Raw genomic sequence first — 17,703 nt, forward strand, 5'->3', positions numbered from 1 at the left:
ATTTGCGGGCTTTTCTCGTGTTCCGTGGACTCTATGGGACGTCCCTGGACTCTCTCTTGGTACCGGTGATAGGACTCGAACCTACACTCTGTCGCCAGAAGCGGATTTTGAGTCCGCCGCGTCTACCATTCCGCCACACCGGCATTGCAGCGGGGCATTATGCCGGGTTCAGTGGACGGGGTCGAGCCCCAGCTGGCGGTCGGTGCGTTCGTAGCAATGATCGGTGCCGACCGGCTTGAAGATGGCGCAATGGGTCATGGGCCCGGAATAGATGTGCAGGCTCACTGCGACGGCATCGTCGCTGGGGTTGCGGATGGTGTGGTACTCATGCGGCGGGATCAGGCTGCCGGCGGAGCCGGGACCGGCCTGGATCGAGCCGACCGGCTGGAAGCGCCACTGGCCATCCTGATCGGCCAGGCGCTCGTACTGGACCACTTCCAGGGCGCCGCTCCAGACGCCTTCGACGCACCACATGCCGCAATGGTCGTGAATGGGGGTGCCCTGGCCGGGGCCCCAGGTCATGGCGACCACGCAATAGTCGTGTTGCTCGCTGCGATACAGCTCGCGACGGGCGTAACGGCCTTCCACGGTCTCGAAGACGCAATCGGGCAGTTTCACTTCCTGGCTGCGGATCAGCTGGCACAGGCTGTTGCGGAGGCTGTCGGTGATCTCTGGCGTGCTCGGCTTGCTGACGGCGCTGTCAATGGCGTCGATGAGCTTGCGACAACCAGGAAATTCCACGGTAAGCATGCGGTTCTCGTAGGCGGCGGTGCGACTGGGCAGGATCTTACCAGCCCGGGGCCGGAGGCCGGTTAAAGCGGGCTACAGGCGGCCGAGAAAGCCCCCGATCGCCCGGCTGTAATTCTCGATATCCACCAGAAAGGCATCGTGTCCCTGAGGGGAGTCCAGGGCGACGAACTCGACATCGGCGCCCGCGGCACGCAGCCCCTCGGCGATCTGCTCCTGCTGCTCGAGCGGAAACAGGATATCGGTGCTGACGCCGATGACCAGGGCCTGCTCGACGCGGATGCGCTTGAGTCCCTCCAGAATGCTGCCGCCGCCGTACTCCGACACATCGAACCAATCGCTCGCACGCGACAGGTACAGATAGCTATTGGGGTCGAAACCGCGCACGAAGCGTTGCGCATGCCCCTGGAGATACGACTCCACCTGGAACTCGAAGCCGAACGGATCATCGTCGCGCTGTTCCGGTTCTAGCCGGATGCGCGCGAAGCGCCCGTTCCATTCCATGGCGGAGCGATAGGTGATCACGCCCAGCTTGCGCGCGATGCTCATGCCCGTTTCCGGGTAATGCGCATCGTCGTAGCGGCCGTTGTTCCACTGCGGATCGAGCCGGATCGCCTCGCGCTGCAGCGAGCGGATGGCGATGGCGAAGGGTTGCGCCTGCGGCGCGGTATCCACGCTGATATGTGCGCGTGCGCTGCCGGGATGCAGCAGCATGTAGGCCAGCGCACTCATGCCGCCCATGGAGCAGCCGATCAGGCAGGCGAGCTGTTCGATATCCAGGCTGCGCACGGCCGCGTAAGCGGCATTGGCGACGTCCTCGAGGGCCAGCTCGGGAAAATCCAATCGATAGGGTTCGCCGGTGGCCGGGTTGATCGACGCCGGACAAGTGGAGCCCTTGTCGCTTCCCAGCGAATTCACGCAGATCACGAACCAGCGATCAGTATCGATGGCCTTGCCCGGCCCCACCATCGCCTCCCACCAGCCAGGAGACGGGTCCTGCGCATTCGAAGCGGCATGCGCGCTCGGCGAGAGACCAGTGAGGATCAATACCGCATTGTCCCGCGCATCGCTCAGCTTGCCCCAGGTTTCGAATGCCACGCGGGCGCCGCGCAGCTCGCCGCCGCGCTTCATGCGGAATGGGGAGGGAAGATCGAAATAGCGTCGCGCGTCGTGGCTCATCAATGGACCTTGTCGATCTCTATCTTGACCGGCGCTGCCGCATTCACGTCGACCACGCCGGCGTCTCCCTCCAGATCGCCCGGCTGTGCGATGGCCTGTCCGTTCTTGCTGATGCGGGCGCCCACGAATACCCGTTTGGCGGACGACAGCTTGAGCTGGGGCGTCATACCCATGGCGTCGGTGAGCGTCACCGAGGCGGGGAGGGCGGCAGCGTCCATTCTGGCCACCGCCAGGGGCATCGGCGGTCCTTGTTCGGCGCGGGCGTAGACGAACAGCGTATCGCCTGCGCCCAGCTTGCCTTTCAACGACGGCGCCAGCGAAACCTGGACGCGGAGCGCCGGGCCGTCGGCGGTCGGCGTTTCCTGTGCGACGGGCGAGCCACCGGCGCGTGCTTCGGCGATCGCAATCTGTTCGGCCACCGCTTTCGCCACGGTAGAGCCGGGTTCCAGCATGGGCTGCAGCTTGCGCCAGGTCGTGGCCGCTTCCGCATAGCGATCGTGCTGGAACTGACTGATGCCGAGCAGCCAGAGACCACGTTGGTTATCCGGCTCCTGCTGCACGGCCCGCTCCAGGAGATCCAGGGCCCGGCCTTCGATGCGATGGTCAGGTCGCGCGATCGAGTCCGATTCGGCCCAGCCGACCATGGCAACGGTGCTGTCCGGGTCCAGCTTCAGCGCTTCGCCGTAAGCATCGCGTGCTTTGTCCGACTTGCGCATGGCGCCGTAGGTCTGGGCCAGCAGCAACCACCCTTGCAGGTCTTTGGGTTGCTCTGCGAGGTGGGTCCGCAATTCGGCCACGGCCTGGTCGATGGTCAGCGGCTGCTCCGCTTGCTTTTCCACGCCGTTCAACGCGACCGGCGTGCCAAGCATCAGGTACAAGCCTGCGGCGCCCAGCGGCAGGACGAACGCTACCGTGAGAGCTAGCGCGAAGATGCCGCGGGGGCGGCCCTGCCGGCGGCCCTGGCGGATCAGCGGCCATAGCAGCAGGGCCAGCGCCGCGGCGGTCATGGCCGCGGCGAGGAGGTAGAACACAGGCTTCACCAATCGTCCCCTTCGTCGTTCGCGACCGTTTCGCCCGGCGTGGAGGCAGTGCCGCGGCCGCGCTTGCAAATGGTGACCACGACCACGGCTGCGCCGGCCAGCAGGATCGCCAGCGGTCCGAACCACAACAGCAGCGTGCTGCCCTGTACCGGTGGGTCGTACAGCACGAAATCCGAATAACGGTCGACCAGGTATTGCTTGATCTCCGCGTCGCTCTTGCCCTGCCGCATCAGCTCGAAGACCTGATGGCGCAGATCGCGCGCGAGGTCGGCGTTGGAATCGGCGAGGTTTTCGTTCTGGCAGACCAGGCAGCGCAGCTGGCGCGTCAGCTGCTGGAATCGCGCTTCTTCGGCGCGATCCTTGAACGGCATCGGGTCGATCGCCTGCGCGCTGAGCATGCCGCTGAACGTTACGAACGCGGCCAGCAGCATGCGGAAAAGCAGAGAGGCCCCTTTCACGGCGCCTCCTTCTGCAGGGCCGCAATCGCAGGCTTCAGTTCCTTGTCGATCACCTTCGGCGTCAGCGGGCCGATGTGCTTGTAGCGGATGACGCCTTTCGCATCGACCAGGAAGGTTTCCGGCGCGCCGTACACGCCGAAGTCGATCGCGGTGCGGCCTTCGCGGTCGGCAATGACCAGGCCATAGGGATTGCCGTGGCGTTCCAACCAGGCCTTGGCCTCATCCGGCTCGTCCTTGTAGTTGTAGCCGACCAGCGGCACGCCGATACGCTGGCCTTCGCTCATCAGTACCGGATGCTCGTCGCCGCAGGCGATGCACCAGCTGGCGAAGACATTGATGAGGTAGGGCTTGCCGAGCATCGCTTCGCGGGTGACGGTCTGCGTCGGATCGTCCAGTTTCGGCAGCGCGTAAGCTGGCGCCGGCTTGTTGATCAGCGGGGAAGGCACCTCGCGCTGGTCATGGCGGGTGTTCCACCAGATGCCGAAACCGAACAACGCCACCAGCAGCAGGAATCCGAAGAACGGAATCAGGCGGCTCATGCACGGGACTCCTGGGCCGAGATCGTTGGCGCGTCGGCCGTTTCACGCCGTGTGCGGAAACGCCGGTCCGCCGCGCTGAAGAAACCGCCCAGCATCATTAGCAGGCCACCGGCCCAGATCCATCGCACGAAGGGCTTGTGATACAGCCGCAGTGCCCAGGCCCCTTCTGGGTCGTTGCGATCCATCGGTTCGCCCAAGGCGACGTAGAGGTCGCGCGTCACGCCCGGATCGATGGCGGATTCGGTCTGCACCTGTCCGCGCGTATAGGTGCGCTTCTGCGGATGCATCACCGCGATCTCGCGTCCGTCGCGCATCACGGTGACGACGCCCTGGTCGCCGCGCCAGTTCGGACCGTCCGCCACGTGCACGCCGTCGAAACGGAAGTCGTAGCCGCCGATGCTCTGCGTCTGGCCAGGCGCCATGCGCACGTCACGTTCCACACTCAGGGCCTCGGTGAGCAGCACGCCGGCGAGGAACACGCCCACGCCGAAGTGGGCCAGGAGCATGCCAGCCATTTCCGCCGGATAGCGTCGTCCAGCCGGCATCTCGCGCCAGCGCTTGACGACGTAGAGCAGCGTGCCGATGCAACACCACACGACCGAAGCCGTGCCGGCGATCGCCTTGAGTTCCCGGCCGGTGGCGAAGGCCGCGGCGATGGCGCAGGCCAGGGCCGCCAGTCCAGCCCGGACGGCGACGTTCTTCAAGGGAGCCAGGCCATCACCCTTGCTGCCCCAGCGCAGATAAGGACCGAACGGCAGCAGTAGCACGATCGGAATCATCAGCAGCGTGAACAGGAAGCCAAAGTAGGGCGGCCCTACGGAGATCTTGCCGAGATTCAGCGCATCGCCCAGCAGCGGGAAAAGCGTGCCCAGCAGCACCATCGCGGCGGCCACGGTCAGCATGAGATTGCCGATGAGGATCGCCGTTTCGCGCGACACCACGCCGAACGGCTTGCCGCCGGCCACCTTGGGCGCGCGCAGCGCATACAGCAGCAGCGAGCCGCCTACCACTACGGCGAGGAAGCACAGGATGAACAGGCCGCGCTTCGGATCCGAGGCGAAGGCATGCACCGACGTGAGTACGCCCGAGCGCACCAGGAAGGTGCCCAGCAGGGAGAGCGAGAAGGCGAAGATCGAAAGCAGGATGGTCCAGGCGCGCAGCGTGCCGCGCTTCTCGGTGACCGCCTGTGCGTGGATCAGCGCCGCGCCGACCAGCCATGGCATGAAACTGGCGTTCTCCACCGGGTCCCAGAACCACCAGCCGCCCCAGCCCAGCTCGGCATAAGCCCACCAGCTGCCGGCGACGATGCCGGCCGAGAGAAAACCCCAGGCCACGTTGGTCCACGGGCGCGCCCAGCGCACCCAGGCCTGTTCGAGCTCGCCGCCGAGCAGCGCGGCGACGGAGAAGGCGAAGGCCACCGAGAAGCCGACGTAGCCCATGTAGAGCACCGGCGGGTGGAAGGTCATGCCCGGGTCCTGCAGCACCGGATTCAGGTCGCCGCCGTCCGGCGGCATCGGCAGCAGGCGCTCGAACGGGTTGGACGTGAACAGGATGAAGGCCAGGAAACCGACCGCGACGAGGCCGAGCACGCCGAGCACGCGCGCGACGAACACCTCCGGCAGCCTGCGGCTCAGCGCGGCCAGCGCCACGGTCCACAGGTTGAGGATGAAGATCCACAGCAGCAGCGAACCCTCGTGCGCACCCCAGACCGCGGCCAGCCGGTAGTACCAGGGCAGCGCGAGGTTGGAGTTGTCGGCGACGTAGCGCACCGAGAAGTCGAAATGCAGGAAGGCCCAGCTGAGCAGGGCGAAAGCCATCGCCACGAACACGGCCTGTCCGGCGGCGGCGGGCCGCGCCACGGCCATCAGGGCGGCGTTGCCGCGCCAGGCGCCGACCAGCGGCAGCAGGCCCTGGGCCAGCGCCAGCAGCAGCGCGAGGATCAGCGCGAATTGACCGAGTTCCGGGGTCATGGCCGCTTGTCCTGTGCCGCTGCTTCGTTGATCTGCTTGCCCTGATGCGCCTTGGCCATGGCGTCCTTCAGCTCCTTCGGCATGTAGGTCTCGTCGTGCTTGGCGAGGACCTCGGTGGCGATGAAGCGCGCGTTCTCCATGTGGCCCGTCGCGATCACCGACTGATTGTCGCGGAACAGATCAGGAAGAATGCCGGTGTATTCCACCGGCATCGCGCCGGACGCATCGATCACGGTGAAGGTGACCTTCAGCGAATCGGAGGCGCGTTGGATCGAGCCGGACTTGACCATGCCGCCGAGGCGGAACGTCTTGTACGGGTTGGCCTCGCCGGACTGGACCTGGCTCGGGGTGAACAGGTAGTTCATGTTCTGCTGCAGCGCGAACACCGTGAGGCCGATGGCTACGACGGCGGCGGCCAGGACCAGGAGCACGATGGTGAGCCGGCGTTTGCGGGTGGGATTCATGGAGTCACTCTGCGTCGCCCATTCGGCGTAAGTGTCAGGACGAGGCCGTCGGGTTGCGTTGCTGGCGCGCGCTCTGCCGCGCCAGGCGGGCGCGCAGTTCACGGAGATGGCGGCGCCGGCGGATGCCCGGGGCCAGGTAGTCGGCGACGAGGACGGCGAAGAACAGCGCATACGCCGGCCATACATAAGCGGCGTAGCCGCCCATGGCGAGGAACTGGCTCATCGGCGCTCCTCCTGCTCGGCGATCTGCCGCACCCAGTCCTTGCCGCTTTCCATCGCCAGCAGGTCCGCGCGGACGCGGCCGAACAGGCTGGCGATGTAATAGAACTTGGTGGCGAGCATCATCGTCAGCAGCGGCCACAGCATGTCGCCGCTCATCTTCGAGGGCCCGAGGATGCGCACGGTGGAACCCTGGTGCAGGGTGTTCCACCAGTTCACCGAGAAATGCACGATCGGCACGTTGACGATACCCACGATGGCAAGGAACGCCGCGGCGCGCGCGCCTTGCCGGCGGTCCTCGAAGGCGTGGTACAGGCCGATGACGCCCAGATAGAGGAACAGCAGCACCAGCTCCGAGGTGAGGCGGGCATCCCAGGTCCACCAGGTACCCCACATCGGCTTGCCCCACAGCGAGCCAGTCACCAGGGTGATGAAGGTAAAGGCCGCGCCGACCGGCGCCGATTCCATCGCCACCACTTCCGCCAGCTTCAGCCGCCACACCAGGGCGATGAAGGATGCGATCGCCATGACGCCATAAATGAAGAGGCTCATCCAGGCGCTGGGCACGTGGATGAAGATGATGCGGTAGGCGTCGCCCTGCTGATAATCGGCCGGCGCCACCACCAGGCCCCCGTAGAGCGCTACCGCGCCGAGCAGCAGCGCGAGCGCCAGGGCCCACGGCCGCAGGGTGCCGGCGAAGCGGTAGAAGGTCGGCGGGGAGCCGAGCTTATGGAGCCAGAGCGGGATCCAGTTGGCCATGTGTCAGGCATCCAGGGCGATACGTAAAGCGGCAGCGCAGGCCAGCGGCGCCAGCACCAGGGCCAGGGCGAGCGCCGCGCCCAGCCAGGCGACGGGAGCCAGCCAGGGCAACCCCTGTTGGGCCGCGGCGACCGCGCCCGCGGCGAAGATGACCACCGGCACGCAAAGCGGCAGCAGCATCAGCGCCAGGAGCATACCAGAGCGTCGTGTGCCGGCCGTCAGCGCGACCAGGATGGCGCCGAGCAGGCTGAGCAGCGGTGTCGCCAGCAGCAGCGCGAGCAGCAGCACGGGCATCGCCGCGGTCGGCAGATGCAGCATGCCGGCGAGCAGCGGAGCGATTACGATCAGGGGGAGCGCCGTAGTGATCCAGTGCGCCAGGATCTTCATGCCCAGCATCACGGCCAGCGGCTGCGGCGCGAGCACCAGCTGCTCCAGCGAGCCGTCTTCGATGTCGCCGCGGAACATGGCGTCCAGGGCCAGCAGCATCGCCAGCAGCACCGTCACCAGCACCACGCCGCCGGCGATCCGCTGCAGCAACGCTTCTTCCGGGCCGAGGGCGAAAGGGAACAGCGTAGCGACGATCAGCGCGTACAGCACCGGCATGGCGATATCGCCGCGCCGGCGCCAGGCCAGCACGAGGTCGCGGCGGAACAGGGCGGTGCAGGCGGCGGCGAGCGGCGGCGGGTTCATGCGTGCATCCGGATGCGCCGCGGCTCGCCGCCCAGGAAGCTCACCGCGCCATGGCTGGTGACGAGGGCGGCACCACCACGCGCGGCATGCCGGGCGAGCAGGCTATTCACCAGTTCGATGCCGGCGCGGTCGAGGTTGGCGTACGGCTCGTCCAGCAGCCACAGGGTGGCCGGCAGCAGGAGCAGGCGGACCAGGGCGGCACGTTTCTTCTGTCCCGCGGAGAGACGCCGGACCGGCTCGTCCTCGTAGCCGGCGAGGCCGATCTCGCGCAGCGCGTCTCCCGAGGACAGGCCGTCGCGCCGGCCGTACAGCCCGGTGGCCACCGCAAGATTCTCGCGCGCGCTCAGGTCGCCCTTCAGGCCCAGGTGATGACCGAGGAACAGGATGTCGCCCAGATGGCTGTCGCGCTGCCAGGGTTCGCCACGCCAGCGCAGTTCGCCCTCGTCGACGTGCAGCAACCCTGCGAGGATGCGCAGAAGAGTGGTCTTGCCGCTGCCGTTGTCGCCCTCGACCAGTGCGATCTCGCCGGCGGCCAGGCTGAAATCCAGCGGCCCGAACACGGGTTCGTCCTGGCGATAGAAGGCGAGCGCACTCGCTTCCAGGAGCGCGGGCTGGGCGGGCGGGGCGGTCATCCGGGCGATTGTCCGAAAAGCCCGCCGGACTTGTCCATGCGGCGCAGCGCCGCCCGCCCGGAAGGACCAACGCCGTACACATAGGCGTTCTGCCCGAAGCGCCGGGCCAGCGTGTCCATGGCGGCGGCATGGGGGCCGACGACGAACAGGCTCGCCTCCCGCCAATCCGCCCCGACGCCCGCGCCGGCGCGGATCAGCGCGATGTCGGTTCGTTCGCGCAGGGCCGCCAGCAGCGCGCGCTGCGCCAGCCGGTTCGCGCTGCGTACGGTGGCGCGAGAGCCGGGATTCCAGGCGGTGATGAAGCTCCAGGGGTGCCCCTGCACCAGTGCGGCCAGCGCTGCAGGCAAGGTTTCGCCCACCCGTATCGATGCCCAGCCGCCTTGCCGCAACCGCGCCCGATAGTCGGTGGCGAGGTAAGCGGCCAGCAGGCGCTCATCCATGCCGCAGACTGGGCAGGGGCGGCAGCGTGGCCTTGAGCGTGGCGGCCGCGGCGTCGAGATCCACGCTGCCCGCATCGGTCGAGCCGCGCAGCAATTGCTGCAGCAGCAGGTCTTGCGCGCGTCCCCGCTCGAAGGCGTAGGCATAGGGCAGGTGGGTGAAGGTCACCATGCGATAGCGCGCCATGAAGTGCTCGGGCGCTCGTTCAGCCAGCAGCACGCCCAGTTCCCGCTTGGCGAGGTAATGCGGATCGGCGACCGAGTCGCGCATCTCGATGTAGTTCTCCAGCGCCATCGCGGCGATCGCATTGGCATTGGGCTGGCGCACGCGCTGGAATTCCGCGAAGACGTCCGCCGTGTCATCCGGCGCCTCGGCCAGCAAGGCGGCGAGCGTTACCGTGTCCTCGAAGCCGCAATTCATGCCCTGGCCGTGGAACGGCACGATGGCGTGCGCCGCATCGCCGATCAGCAGCGCGCGCCCGTCCAGATGCCAGCGGTCGAGGTACAAGGTGGAAAGCGTGCCGACCGGGTGGCTGCCATAGTCCTCGGCGAAGTCGGGGATGAGCGGCAGCAGGTCCGGAAAGTCGTCCTGGAAGAACGCCCTGGCGGCCTGCGCATTCGGCAGGGTGGCAAAGCTTGGATGCGGGCCCTGTGCCGGCAGGAACAGCGTGACGGTGAAGCTGCCCTCGGTATTGGGCAGGGCGATGCACATGTAGCCGCCGCGCGGCCAGATATGCAGCGCATGCGGTTCGATCGCGAACTGATCGTGGCCGCCGGTATCGCCGAGCAGTTCGGCGGGCAGCTGGCCCGCGGGCGGGATCTCGAGTTCCTTGTAGGCGTGGCCCAGCGGCTCGATACGTTCGCCCAGCGGGCCGTGCGCATGCATCGCGGTGCGTAGCGCGGAGCCAGCGCCATCTGCGCCGATCAGTACGCTTGCATCGACATCGCGCTCGCTCCCGTGTTCGTCGGCCAGACGGATGCGCCGCTTGTCGAAATCCGCGCTGACCAGCGACTGCCCGAAGTGGAAGCGCACGCCGGCGGCTTCCGCGGCATCGAGCAGCAACATGTTCAAGGCGCCACGGGATACCGACCAGATCACTTCGCTGTCGTCCACGCCGTAGCGCTGGAGGCCCGAGCGGCCGTCGCGCGTATGCACCATGCGGCCGCGCATCATGACGGCGCGCTGCAGTACGTCGTCGGCCAGGCCCGCCGTGCGCAACGCCTGCAGGCCGCGTTCGGCCAAGGCGAGATTGATGGAGCGTCCGCCGGCAAAGCCTGAGCGGCGAGGGTCGGGGCGCTTCTCGTAGACATCGACCGGAAAACCCCGCCGCGCGAGCTGCTGGGCGAGCAGGGCGCCCACCAGGCCGCCGCCGATGAGAGTGAGGGAGCGCTGCGTAGGTGACGCCATGGCGTGTTCCGTCCGTCGGATCGCGGAACTTTATCAGGCGGGCACGCGGATCAGCGAGCCGGCCGCGGCCGGCTTCAGAAGCTCATGAAATAGCCGCCGTTGACTGGCAGATTGGCGCCCGTGATGTAACCCGCTTCGTCCGCGGCCAGGAAACAGACCGCCCGCGCGATGTCGGCCGGCGAGCCGAGCCGCCCCACTGGAATGTCCTCGATGATCTGCGCGCGGATCTCGGCCGGCACCGCCGCGACCAGGGGCGTATCGCAATAACCCGGCGAGACGGTATTGACCGTGACGCCCTTGCGCGCGGTCTCGCGCGCCAGCGCCATGCCGAAGCCGTGCACGCCGGCCTTGGCCGCAGCGTAGTTGGTCTGGCCGAACTGGCCGGTCTGGCCGTTGACGGAGCTGAGATTGACGATGCGGCCGAAGCCGCGCGCGCTCATGCCTTCGACCACGTGGCGGCACATGTTGAACACGCCGTCGAGGTTCACGCGCATCAGCTCCTGCCACTGCTGTGGCGTCATCTTGCGCAGCGTGGTGTCGCGGGTGATGCCCGCGGCATTGACCAGCACGTCCGCGCCGCCATCGCTCTGTTCGATCCGCCTGACCAGTGCGCCGCAGTTCTCGAAGTCGCTTACGTCGACCGGTTCGAAACGGATCATGTCGCCCAGGTCGGCGACGTGGGTGCGGAAGGATTCCAGTCGTTCGGAACGGGCAGGCAGGTCGGCGGCGATGACCCGGCGGCCGGCGAGGGCGAGCTGGCGGCAGATTTCGGTACCGAGGCCGCCGATGCCCCCCGTGACGATGGCGATGCGAGTCATGCGGTACTCACCTGATCATGCCGCACGGCAGCACGTGTTGTGCCGCAGCGGCTGTTGCACAAAGAAGCGCCGGCGCCAGCGGGGCGCCGGCGCGCGAAAGGGCGGGACTTACTTCTTGGCGCCGCCGGGCTTGCCCGTGCTGGACGCCTGCGTGGCCGCATCGAGCAGGCCGCTCTGCATGGACTTCCACGCATCCATGTTGCGCTGGGTCAGCTCGTTGAGCATCGACCAGGGCGTCTGCCCCAGCAGGCTGTTGAGCTGGTTGCGGAACTGCTGCTGCTGGTCGAGGAAGACCTGCAGACTGCGCTCCAGATAAGGGCCCATGAAGCCCTGCAGCGAGTCGCCATAGAACCGGATGATCTGGCTCAGCAACTGCGGCGACAGCATCGGCTGACCCTTCTCCTCGTGCTCGGAAATGATCTGCAGCAGCACGGAGCGGGTCAGATCCTCGCCCGATTTGGCGTCGCGGACCTCGAAGGTTTCGCCGTCGAGCACGAGCTGACGGACTTCTTCCAGCGTGATGTAGCTGGAGATCTCCGTGTCGTACAAGCGACGGTTCGGATACTTCTTGATGATGCGGATCGTTTGTGCCATGCGGCGGAAGCTACCAGAACGTATTGCGCCGCACCAGTCGCGACCGACACATTTTTGCTGCACTTCCGGGTGCAGCAAAAATTTAAATCGATCTTGGTGATCAATGGCCTACCGCACCCCCGGCGCTGCCGAAGGGCGGCCTGGCGAACCAGAGCACCGGGATCAGCGCCATGAACAGCACGGCGCACAGCCAGAACACGTCGTTGACCGCCAGGGTGAGGGCCTCGCGGGTGAGCACCTGGTCTACCACGCCGAGGCCGCGCGATCCGGAGAGGCCGGCCTGGGCCAGCCCCTGCAGGTATTGCGTGGCGGCCGTATGGGCAGGCGAAACGCTTTCCGTGAGAATCGCGTGATGAAAATCGCCGCGGTGCTGCCAGATGGTCACGGTCACCGCGGTCGACACACTCGACCCCATCGTGCGGCAGAAGTTGGCCAGGCCCGACGCGCTGGCGATCTGATCGCCGGGCAGCCCTGCCAGATAGATCTGGTTCAACGGGATGAAGAAGCAGGCGATGGCGGCGCCCATCACGAAGCGCGGCAGCACCAGGGTCGCGAAGGAGGCGGAGCTGTCGAAACTGGAGAACCACAGCGAGGTGCCGGCGAAGATCAGGAACGCCGCGGTGACTACCGCGCGCAGATCCATGCGATTGATGTTGGCGCCGATCACCGGCGACATCAGGAAGGCCAGGATGCCCACCGGCGCCGTGGCCAGGCCCGCCCAAGTCGCGGTATAGCCGAGCGTGGTCTGCAGCCACAGTGGGAACACCACGTTGATGCCGAAGAACGCCATCATGCCCAGCGAGAGCGCCGTTACCCCCACGGTGAAATTGCGTCGCTTGAATAGCGAAAGGTCCACCACCGGGTGCTTGGCGTGCAGTTCCCACACGATCAGGAAGCTGATGCACACCAGTGCGGTGATGCCCAGCACCGTGATCAGGGTGGAGGCGAACCAATCGTTGTCGTTGCCGTTGTCCAGCATGAACTGCAGGCAACCCACGCCCACCACGAGCAGGATCAGGCCCACGAGGTCGATCGGCGTCTTGTAAGTCTTGGTCTCGCGCTTGTGCAGCAGCGCCCAGGTGATGACGGCCGCGAGCGCGCCCACCGGCACGTTGATGTAGAAGATCCAGGGCCAGGAAAAATTGTCGGTGAGCCAACCGCCGAGGATGGGGCCGAAGATCGGCGCCACCACCACGGTCATCGCCCACATCGCCAGCGCGATACCTTGCTTGGCCTTCGGATAGCTCGACAGCAGCAGGGTCAGCGACAGCGCCACCATCGGGCCGGAACCGGCGCCTTGCAGCAGACGGGCGATCACCAGCATCGGCATGCTGGTGGCCAGGCCGCACAGCATCGAAAAGACCACGAACAGGCCGACCGAGCCGATGAAGGTTTTCACCTCGCCGAACCGCCTCGCCAGCCAGCCGGTGAGCGGCTGCATGATCGCGCTGGCCAGGGCGTAGGAGCTGATCGTCCAGGTGCCTTCGCTGGCGCTGACGCCCAGGCTGCCGGCGATGTGCGGCACGGCGACGTTGACGATGGTCATGTCCAGCACCTCCATGAAGGTGCTGAACGCGACCGCGATGGTCAGCAGAACCAGGGCGCCGCCTTGCAGCGGCTTCAATGGAGTGGCGTCGTTGGGCGTGGCGGCCATGGGGCGTGGACTCAGCGGCCGTCGGTGCGGCCGAGATTGGCGCGGATGATCTTCTCGGCTTCTTCATCCGCCTTGACGGCCATGCGGTCGTACACGTCGGTCTCCGCAGTCGCCTTCTGCGCCGGCGCCTGGGCCAGCACCGCACCGCGGTCGTCCGTGATATCCACCGTCACTTCGGTGGAGAGGCCGATGCGCAGCGGATGCTGTTCCAGATCCTTGTTGTCGATCGCGATGCGCACCGGCACACGCTGTACCACCTTGATCCAGTTGCCGGTGGCGTTCTGCGCGGGCAGCAGCGAGAACACGCTGCCGGTGCCGGCTCCCAGGCCGACGACCTTGCCGTGGTATTCGACGCCGCTGCCGTAGACGTCCGCGCTGAACTTCACCGGCTGGCCGATGCGGATGCGGCGCAACTGGCTCTCCTTGAAGTTGGCGTCGATCCACAGGTCATGCAGCGGTACCACGGTCATGAGCTGCTGACCGGGCTGCACGCTGTTGCCGACCTGCACGCTGCGCTGCGCGACGTAGCCGGACACCGGCGCATAGATGGCATTGCGCTGCGCGGCGACCCAGGCGGCGCGGAAGTTGGCGCGGGCCTGCTCCACGGCCGGATTCTCGGCGGTGACCGTGCCTTCGATGGCAGCGCGCGCCGCATTGCCCTGCGCGACGGCCGCGTCCAGCGCGGTCTGTGCCTGTTCCACGCCGTCGCGCAGGTGCTGCACGATCTCCGGCGATTCCGCGTGCTCGGCAAGCAGCGGGAGATGGCGTTGCAGATCGGCCTGTGCCTTCTTCAGGTCTACCCGGCGGGCGGCGACGGCAGCGTCGGCGCTGGTGGCCGAATCGGTCTGCTGGCGGACCTGGCGGACGGCCTGCGCGAGCGCGCTGCTGGCCTGGCGCAGACGCACGTCGGCGTCGGTGCTGTCCAGGCGCACCAGCACCTGGCCGGCTTCCACGCGCTGCGTATCGTCCGCGAGGATCGCCACGACGGTGCCGGGGACCTGCGCCGAGATCGCGACCTGGTTGCCGCCGACGTAGGCGTTGTCCGTGGTCTCGCGCTTGGAGAACACGAACAGCCACAGCAGGAACCAGCCCAGTCCCAGCACCACGAAAATCAGCAGGACAATCAGCAGCGCGCGGCGGCGCTTGCGCGGGTCCTTCGCGGCGAGGCCGCTGTCGTTGTCTTCCTTCCGCGCGGCGGAATCAGTGGCGCTCATGAGCGGCGTCTCCGGTAGAGGCATTCGAGGTCGTGGATGAGGCGGTGGAAGGCTCGCTCTGCGCGTCGCCGGCGACGCGATAGCCGCCGCCCAGCGCCTTGATCAGCGAGAGATCCGTGGAGAGGGCCTGCGCCTGCAGGCTCAGCGCGTCGTCGCGCGCCTGCAGCAGCTGGGCCTTGGCGCCGAGCGATTCGCGGATGTCCCGCACGCCTTGGCGCGCGCGCGCCTGCGCGCTCGTCAGCAGGGTTTCATTGGCAGTGATCTGCGCCGCCTGTTCCTTGCGGCGCGCGACGAGTTGCTGCGCGGTGAGGCTCTGCAGCGCGACGTCGCGCGCGGCAGACAGCACAGTGCTGTTGTATTGCGCCACGGCGGCATCCAGCTGGGCCTTGCTGGCGCGGAAGTTCGCCTGCAGCAGGCCGCTGTTGAAGATGGGCAGGTGCAGGGCGGGCGTAAGCGCGAACACGCGGCTGGAAGCATTGAACATCTTGTCCAGGTCGATGCTCGATAGCCCCGCCATGGCCGACAGGCTGACATCGGGGTAGAACTCGGCGCGGGCGACGTCCGTCTGCTTCAGCGCCGCTTCGACCTGCCAGCGGCTGGCCGCGATGTCGGGGCGGCGGGAAATCAGATCGACTCCGGCGTTGGCGGGTAGTCCACCATCGATCGCAGGCAGCGGGCGAGGGGACAGCGGCGGCAGCTCAGCAGGCGCGACGCCCAGCAGGCTGGCCAGCGCCGTCTGGCGAATCTTCGCCGAGCTCTCCAGCGCTACCAGCAGCTCGCGCGCGGAGGCCTGCTGGATGCGCGCCTTCTGGGCGTCGTCAGGTAGATCGACGCCCTGGCGCACGCGAAGCTCGGCGACGCGCACGAGCTGGTCCTGCGTTTCTACTTGCTGGCGTGCGACCGCGATGCGCGCCTCGTCGGCCAGCCATCCGAAGTAGGTATCGGCGACCGCGTTCTGGATCGCCAGCGCCGCGGCACTGTGCTGTGCCTGCGCGGCGCGTGCCTGATCGACGGCTGCTTCGATCGCCGACCGCTTCTTGCCCCACCAATCGAAGTCGTAATCCGCCTGCACGCCCAGATCGCCCTGGTTGTACCAGGTGAAACCGAGGAACTTCGACGGGATCAGTCCGTTCTCGCTCATGCGCTGGCGCGTCACTTGCGCGCTGCCGTTGATGCTGAGCCCGGCCTGCGCGGCAGCGATGCGGATGGACTGCTGGGCGGATTCGAGGCGCGACATCGCTTGCGCGAGGTCGGGCGAGCCTTGCATGGCACGCGCGATGAGATCGTCCAGCTGGGGATCCTGGTATTGGCGCCACCATTCGGTTTCCGGCCAGCCTGCACGAGCAGGGGCTTCCAGGCCGGCCAGCGGTACTTCGTCGCGCAGCGCCGGATGCTGCACCTTGGCGGGAATGGAGCAGCCGGCCAGCGCGACCACGACGGCCGCGACCAGGGCCACACGGCCGGAGCTACGGCGTAGCGGGAGAAAGTCGGTCATGGGTCAAGGTCCGGTCCGGTGATTTGGTCCACATTGGAAGCCACCTTGCGCAGCAGGCGGTCCAGGGTCTTCTTTTCGCTGTCGCTCAGGCTGGCGAAGGCGCCGTGAACACGGGGAAAAAGCGTGGGCAGCAGCTTCCGCGCGAAGCGCCGGCCGGCGGGCGTGATGCTCAGTTCGACACGGCGCCGGTCGTCCGCGCTCGACGCGCGCGTGATGAAGCCCTGCTTCACCAATGCATTGGCGATACGCGTCATGTTGGTAGCGCCCTGCTGCGCAGCGTCGCACAGTTCGCCAGGGGAAGCGCGGCCCTCAGGGGCCGTGTAGATCATCATCAGCGTGCGGAAGTCGCTATCGCTCAAGCCGTGTGGCTTGAGCAGTCGTTCGATCTCTTCGAGCACGGCGTTCCCGGTCATCAGCACCAGGCGCAGCAGGATCGCCTCACGCACGGGGAGGCCGGGCACGGATTCGCCGGCACGATGGATGCCGGCGTCCATGTGGGCGATGCCTTTCATCAGTTTGGACATTTCACCAGGAAATATTTAGCCAGTGAAGTAATTAGGCTAGCAGCGATCTTTCCTGGCCCGCAAGTGACGTCAGGGGAGGCGGAACAGCGCTCTCGCATTGGCGGTCGTCGCCGCTGCCACTTCTGTCTCCGTGCTGCCCCGAAGTTCGGCGACGACCCGAAGCACGTCGAGCAGGTTGGCAGGCTCGTTGCGTTGGCCGCGGTGGCATGCGCCAGGCTGGTCGGGGGCATCCGTTTCCAGCAGCAAGTGCTCCATCGGCATGCCCGCGACGATGCGGCGCAAGCGCTGGGCGCGGTCGTAGGTCACCGGCCCCCCGATGCCGATGCAGAAACCCAGGCGCCATAGTTGTTCGGCTTGCTGCTCGCTGCCGGAAAAACTGTGCACGACGCCGCGCAGCCCGCCGATGCGGCGGAGTGTGGCGGTGACCTCGTCCATCGCGCGGCGAGCGTGGACGATCACGGGCAGGTCCGCCTGCCGCGCCACGCGCAGCTGGCGTTCGAAGTAGATCTGCTGCTGCTCGCGATCCAGTCCTTCGACGAAATAGTCCAGGCCGATCTCGCCGACGGCTACCGCGCGATGCTCGACCAGCCAGGTGGTCAGTTGATCGACATGTTCCGGCCGGTGGTGATGGAGATAGAGCGGATGCATGCCGTAGGCGGGCGCTGCCTCCGGGCATTCAGCGCACAGTTGCTCGATGCGTTCCCAGGAGGCCCGATGGATAGCGGGCACGACGATTCGGCTTACTCCGGCCTGACGGGCCCGGCGCACCACGTCCTGTCGGTCGTGGTCGAAGCTGCTGTCGTCCAGATGGGCGTGGCTATCGGTTAGATCGATCACAGGAAAGGGCGTTTTGAAGGGCTAG

The 17,703-nt window shown here is 67.0% G+C and carries 20 protein-coding genes and 1 tRNA gene; all 21 read right to left on the bottom strand.

What is annotated here, in order from left to right; genetic code table 11:
* Window positions 1-57: 57 nt before the first annotated feature.
* The 21 genes from RKE25_RS09950 to RKE25_RS10050 all read right to left on the bottom strand — a co-directional run bounded on the left by RKE25_RS09950 (window position 58) and on the right by RKE25_RS10050 (window position 17,678).
* Window positions 58-143 (bottom strand) — tRNA-Leu (locus RKE25_RS09950).
* Between the two features lie 25 nt (window positions 144-168).
* Window positions 169-750: a cysteine dioxygenase family protein gene (locus tag RKE25_RS09955; RefSeq protein ID WP_311842064.1), complete on the bottom strand. Its 582-nt coding sequence runs from the start codon at window positions 748-750 to the stop codon at window positions 169-171.
* Window positions 751-822: 72 nt separating this feature from the next.
* The gene (locus RKE25_RS09960; protein WP_311842065.1) at window positions 823-1,926 is read right to left on the bottom strand and encodes a homoserine O-acetyltransferase; all 1,104 of its coding nucleotides are present in this window, start codon (window positions 1,924-1,926) and stop codon (window positions 823-825) included.
* Window positions 1,926-2,966: a tetratricopeptide repeat protein gene (locus RKE25_RS09965; RefSeq protein WP_311842066.1), complete on the bottom strand. Its 1,041-nt coding sequence runs from the start codon at window positions 2,964-2,966 to the stop codon at window positions 1,926-1,928. Before RKE25_RS09965 ends, RKE25_RS09960 begins: the two co-directional genes overlap by 1 nt.
* Window positions 2,963-3,397 (bottom strand): cytochrome c-type biogenesis protein, encoded by a 435-nt coding sequence (locus RKE25_RS09970; protein ID WP_311842372.1) that lies wholly within the window; start codon window positions 3,395-3,397, stop codon window positions 2,963-2,965. The genes RKE25_RS09965 and RKE25_RS09970 overlap by 4 nt, the downstream gene beginning before the upstream one ends.
* Window positions 3,398-3,420: 23 nt before the next feature.
* The gene (locus RKE25_RS09975) at window positions 3,421-3,963 is read right to left on the bottom strand and encodes a DsbE family thiol:disulfide interchange protein (RefSeq protein WP_311842067.1); all 543 of its coding nucleotides are present in this window, start codon (window positions 3,961-3,963) and stop codon (window positions 3,421-3,423) included.
* Window positions 3,960-5,933, bottom strand: a complete 1,974-nt coding sequence (locus RKE25_RS09980) for a heme lyase CcmF/NrfE family subunit (RefSeq protein ID WP_311842068.1) — start codon at window positions 5,931-5,933, stop codon at window positions 3,960-3,962. Before RKE25_RS09980 ends, RKE25_RS09975 begins: the two co-directional genes overlap by 4 nt.
* The gene (gene ccmE / locus RKE25_RS09985) at window positions 5,930-6,397 is read right to left on the bottom strand and encodes a cytochrome c maturation protein CcmE (RefSeq protein ID WP_311842069.1); all 468 of its coding nucleotides are present in this window, start codon (window positions 6,395-6,397) and stop codon (window positions 5,930-5,932) included. The genes RKE25_RS09980 and ccmE overlap by 4 nt, the downstream gene beginning before the upstream one ends.
* A gap of 34 nt (window positions 6,398-6,431) precedes the next feature.
* A complete protein-coding gene (gene ccmD / locus RKE25_RS09990; protein ID WP_311842070.1) occupies window positions 6,432-6,620 on the bottom strand; it encodes a heme exporter protein CcmD in 189 nt (62 codons plus the stop codon).
* Window positions 6,617-7,375: a heme ABC transporter permease gene (locus RKE25_RS09995; RefSeq protein WP_311842071.1), complete on the bottom strand. Its 759-nt coding sequence runs from the start codon at window positions 7,373-7,375 to the stop codon at window positions 6,617-6,619. Before RKE25_RS09995 ends, ccmD begins: the two co-directional genes overlap by 4 nt.
* Window positions 7,376-7,378: 3 nt before the next feature.
* A complete protein-coding gene (gene ccmB, locus RKE25_RS10000) occupies window positions 7,379-8,065 on the bottom strand; it encodes a heme exporter protein CcmB (protein ID WP_311842072.1) in 687 nt (228 codons plus the stop codon).
* Window positions 8,062-8,697, bottom strand: a complete 636-nt coding sequence (gene ccmA, locus RKE25_RS10005; protein ID WP_311842073.1) for a cytochrome c biogenesis heme-transporting ATPase CcmA — start codon at window positions 8,695-8,697, stop codon at window positions 8,062-8,064. Before ccmA ends, ccmB begins: the two co-directional genes overlap by 4 nt.
* The gene (locus RKE25_RS10010) at window positions 8,694-9,137 is read right to left on the bottom strand and encodes a DUF3293 domain-containing protein (protein ID WP_311842074.1); all 444 of its coding nucleotides are present in this window, start codon (window positions 9,135-9,137) and stop codon (window positions 8,694-8,696) included. The genes ccmA and RKE25_RS10010 overlap by 4 nt, the downstream gene beginning before the upstream one ends.
* Window positions 9,130-10,542: an NAD(P)/FAD-dependent oxidoreductase gene (locus RKE25_RS10015; RefSeq protein ID WP_311842075.1), complete on the bottom strand. Its 1,413-nt coding sequence runs from the start codon at window positions 10,540-10,542 to the stop codon at window positions 9,130-9,132. Before RKE25_RS10015 ends, RKE25_RS10010 begins: the two co-directional genes overlap by 8 nt.
* Window positions 10,543-10,616: 74 nt before the next feature.
* The gene (gene phbB / locus RKE25_RS10020) at window positions 10,617-11,360 is read right to left on the bottom strand and encodes an acetoacetyl-CoA reductase (RefSeq protein WP_311842076.1); all 744 of its coding nucleotides are present in this window, start codon (window positions 11,358-11,360) and stop codon (window positions 10,617-10,619) included.
* 108 nt (window positions 11,361-11,468) lie between these two features.
* Window positions 11,469-11,954, bottom strand: a complete 486-nt coding sequence (phaR, locus tag RKE25_RS10025) for a polyhydroxyalkanoate synthesis repressor PhaR (RefSeq protein WP_311842077.1) — start codon at window positions 11,952-11,954, stop codon at window positions 11,469-11,471.
* Between the two features lie 100 nt (window positions 11,955-12,054).
* Entirely contained in the window at window positions 12,055-13,608 is a 1,554-nt protein-coding gene (locus RKE25_RS10030; RefSeq protein WP_311842078.1) for a DHA2 family efflux MFS transporter permease subunit, read from the bottom strand.
* An 11-nt stretch (window positions 13,609-13,619) separates the two neighbouring features.
* Window positions 13,620-14,822 (bottom strand): efflux RND transporter periplasmic adaptor subunit, encoded by a 1,203-nt coding sequence (locus RKE25_RS10035; protein ID WP_311842079.1) that lies wholly within the window; start codon window positions 14,820-14,822, stop codon window positions 13,620-13,622.
* On the bottom strand, window positions 14,809-16,317 hold the full coding sequence (locus RKE25_RS10040; protein ID WP_311842080.1) for an efflux transporter outer membrane subunit: 1,509 nt from the start codon (window positions 16,315-16,317) through the stop codon (window positions 14,809-14,811). The genes RKE25_RS10035 and RKE25_RS10040 overlap by 14 nt, the downstream gene beginning before the upstream one ends.
* The gene (locus RKE25_RS10045; RefSeq protein WP_311842081.1) at window positions 16,314-16,829 is read right to left on the bottom strand and encodes a MarR family transcriptional regulator; all 516 of its coding nucleotides are present in this window, start codon (window positions 16,827-16,829) and stop codon (window positions 16,314-16,316) included. The genes RKE25_RS10040 and RKE25_RS10045 overlap by 4 nt, the downstream gene beginning before the upstream one ends.
* Window positions 16,830-16,910: 81 nt before the next feature.
* A complete protein-coding gene (locus RKE25_RS10050; protein ID WP_311842082.1) occupies window positions 16,911-17,678 on the bottom strand; it encodes a TatD family hydrolase in 768 nt (255 codons plus the stop codon).
* Window positions 17,679-17,703: the final 25 nt, after the last annotated feature.

This window comes from Dyella sp. BiH032, from assembly GCF_031954525.1.
Classification (GTDB): Bacteria; Pseudomonadota; Gammaproteobacteria; order Xanthomonadales; family Rhodanobacteraceae; genus Dyella_D.

Bases quoted from the DNA above. Each gene is read 5' to 3' on its own strand.
- ccmB (WP_311842072.1), bottom strand. From the start codon at position 8,065: ATGAACCCGCCGCCGCTCGCCGCCGCCTGCACCGCCCTGTTCCGCCGC.
- RKE25_RS09975 (WP_311842067.1), bottom strand. From the start codon at position 3,963: ATGAGCCGCCTGATTCCGTTCTTCGGATTCCTGCTGCTGGTGGCGTTG.
- RKE25_RS10045 (WP_311842081.1), bottom strand. From the start codon at position 16,829: ATGAAAGGCATCGCCCACATGGACGCCGGCATCCATCGTGCCGGCGAA.
- RKE25_RS09960 (WP_311842065.1), bottom strand. From the start codon at position 1,926: ATGAGCCACGACGCGCGACGCTATTTCGATCTTCCCTCCCCATTCCGC.
- RKE25_RS10035 (WP_311842079.1), bottom strand. From the start codon at position 14,822: ATGAGCGCCACTGATTCCGCCGCGCGGAAGGAAGACAACGACAGCGGC.
- RKE25_RS10015 (WP_311842075.1), bottom strand. From the start codon at position 10,542: ATGGCGTCACCTACGCAGCGCTCCCTCACTCTCATCGGCGGCGGCCTG.
- RKE25_RS10030 (WP_311842078.1), bottom strand. From the start codon at position 13,608: ATGGCCGCCACGCCCAACGACGCCACTCCATTGAAGCCGCTGCAAGGC.
- RKE25_RS09970 (WP_311842372.1), bottom strand. From the start codon at position 3,397: ATGCTGCTGGCCGCGTTCGTAACGTTCAGCGGCATGCTCAGCGCGCAG.
- ccmA (WP_311842073.1), bottom strand. From the start codon at position 8,697: ATGACCGCCCCGCCCGCCCAGCCCGCGCTCCTGGAAGCGAGTGCGCTC.
- ccmD (WP_311842070.1), bottom strand. From the start codon at position 6,620: ATGAGCCAGTTCCTCGCCATGGGCGGCTACGCCGCTTATGTATGGCCG.
- RKE25_RS09980 (WP_311842068.1), bottom strand. From the start codon at position 5,933: ATGACCCCGGAACTCGGTCAATTCGCGCTGATCCTCGCGCTGCTGCTG.
- ccmE (WP_311842069.1), bottom strand. From the start codon at position 6,397: ATGAATCCCACCCGCAAACGCCGGCTCACCATCGTGCTCCTGGTCCTG.
- phaR (WP_311842077.1), bottom strand. From the start codon at position 11,954: ATGGCACAAACGATCCGCATCATCAAGAAGTATCCGAACCGTCGCTTG.
- RKE25_RS09995 (WP_311842071.1), bottom strand. From the start codon at position 7,375: ATGGCCAACTGGATCCCGCTCTGGCTCCATAAGCTCGGCTCCCCGCCG.
- RKE25_RS10010 (WP_311842074.1), bottom strand. From the start codon at position 9,137: ATGGATGAGCGCCTGCTGGCCGCTTACCTCGCCACCGACTATCGGGCG.
- RKE25_RS09955 (WP_311842064.1), bottom strand. From the start codon at position 750: ATGCTTACCGTGGAATTTCCTGGTTGTCGCAAGCTCATCGACGCCATT.
- RKE25_RS10040 (WP_311842080.1), bottom strand. From the start codon at position 16,317: ATGACCGACTTTCTCCCGCTACGCCGTAGCTCCGGCCGTGTGGCCCTG.
- phbB (WP_311842076.1), bottom strand. From the start codon at position 11,360: ATGACTCGCATCGCCATCGTCACGGGGGGCATCGGCGGCCTCGGTACC.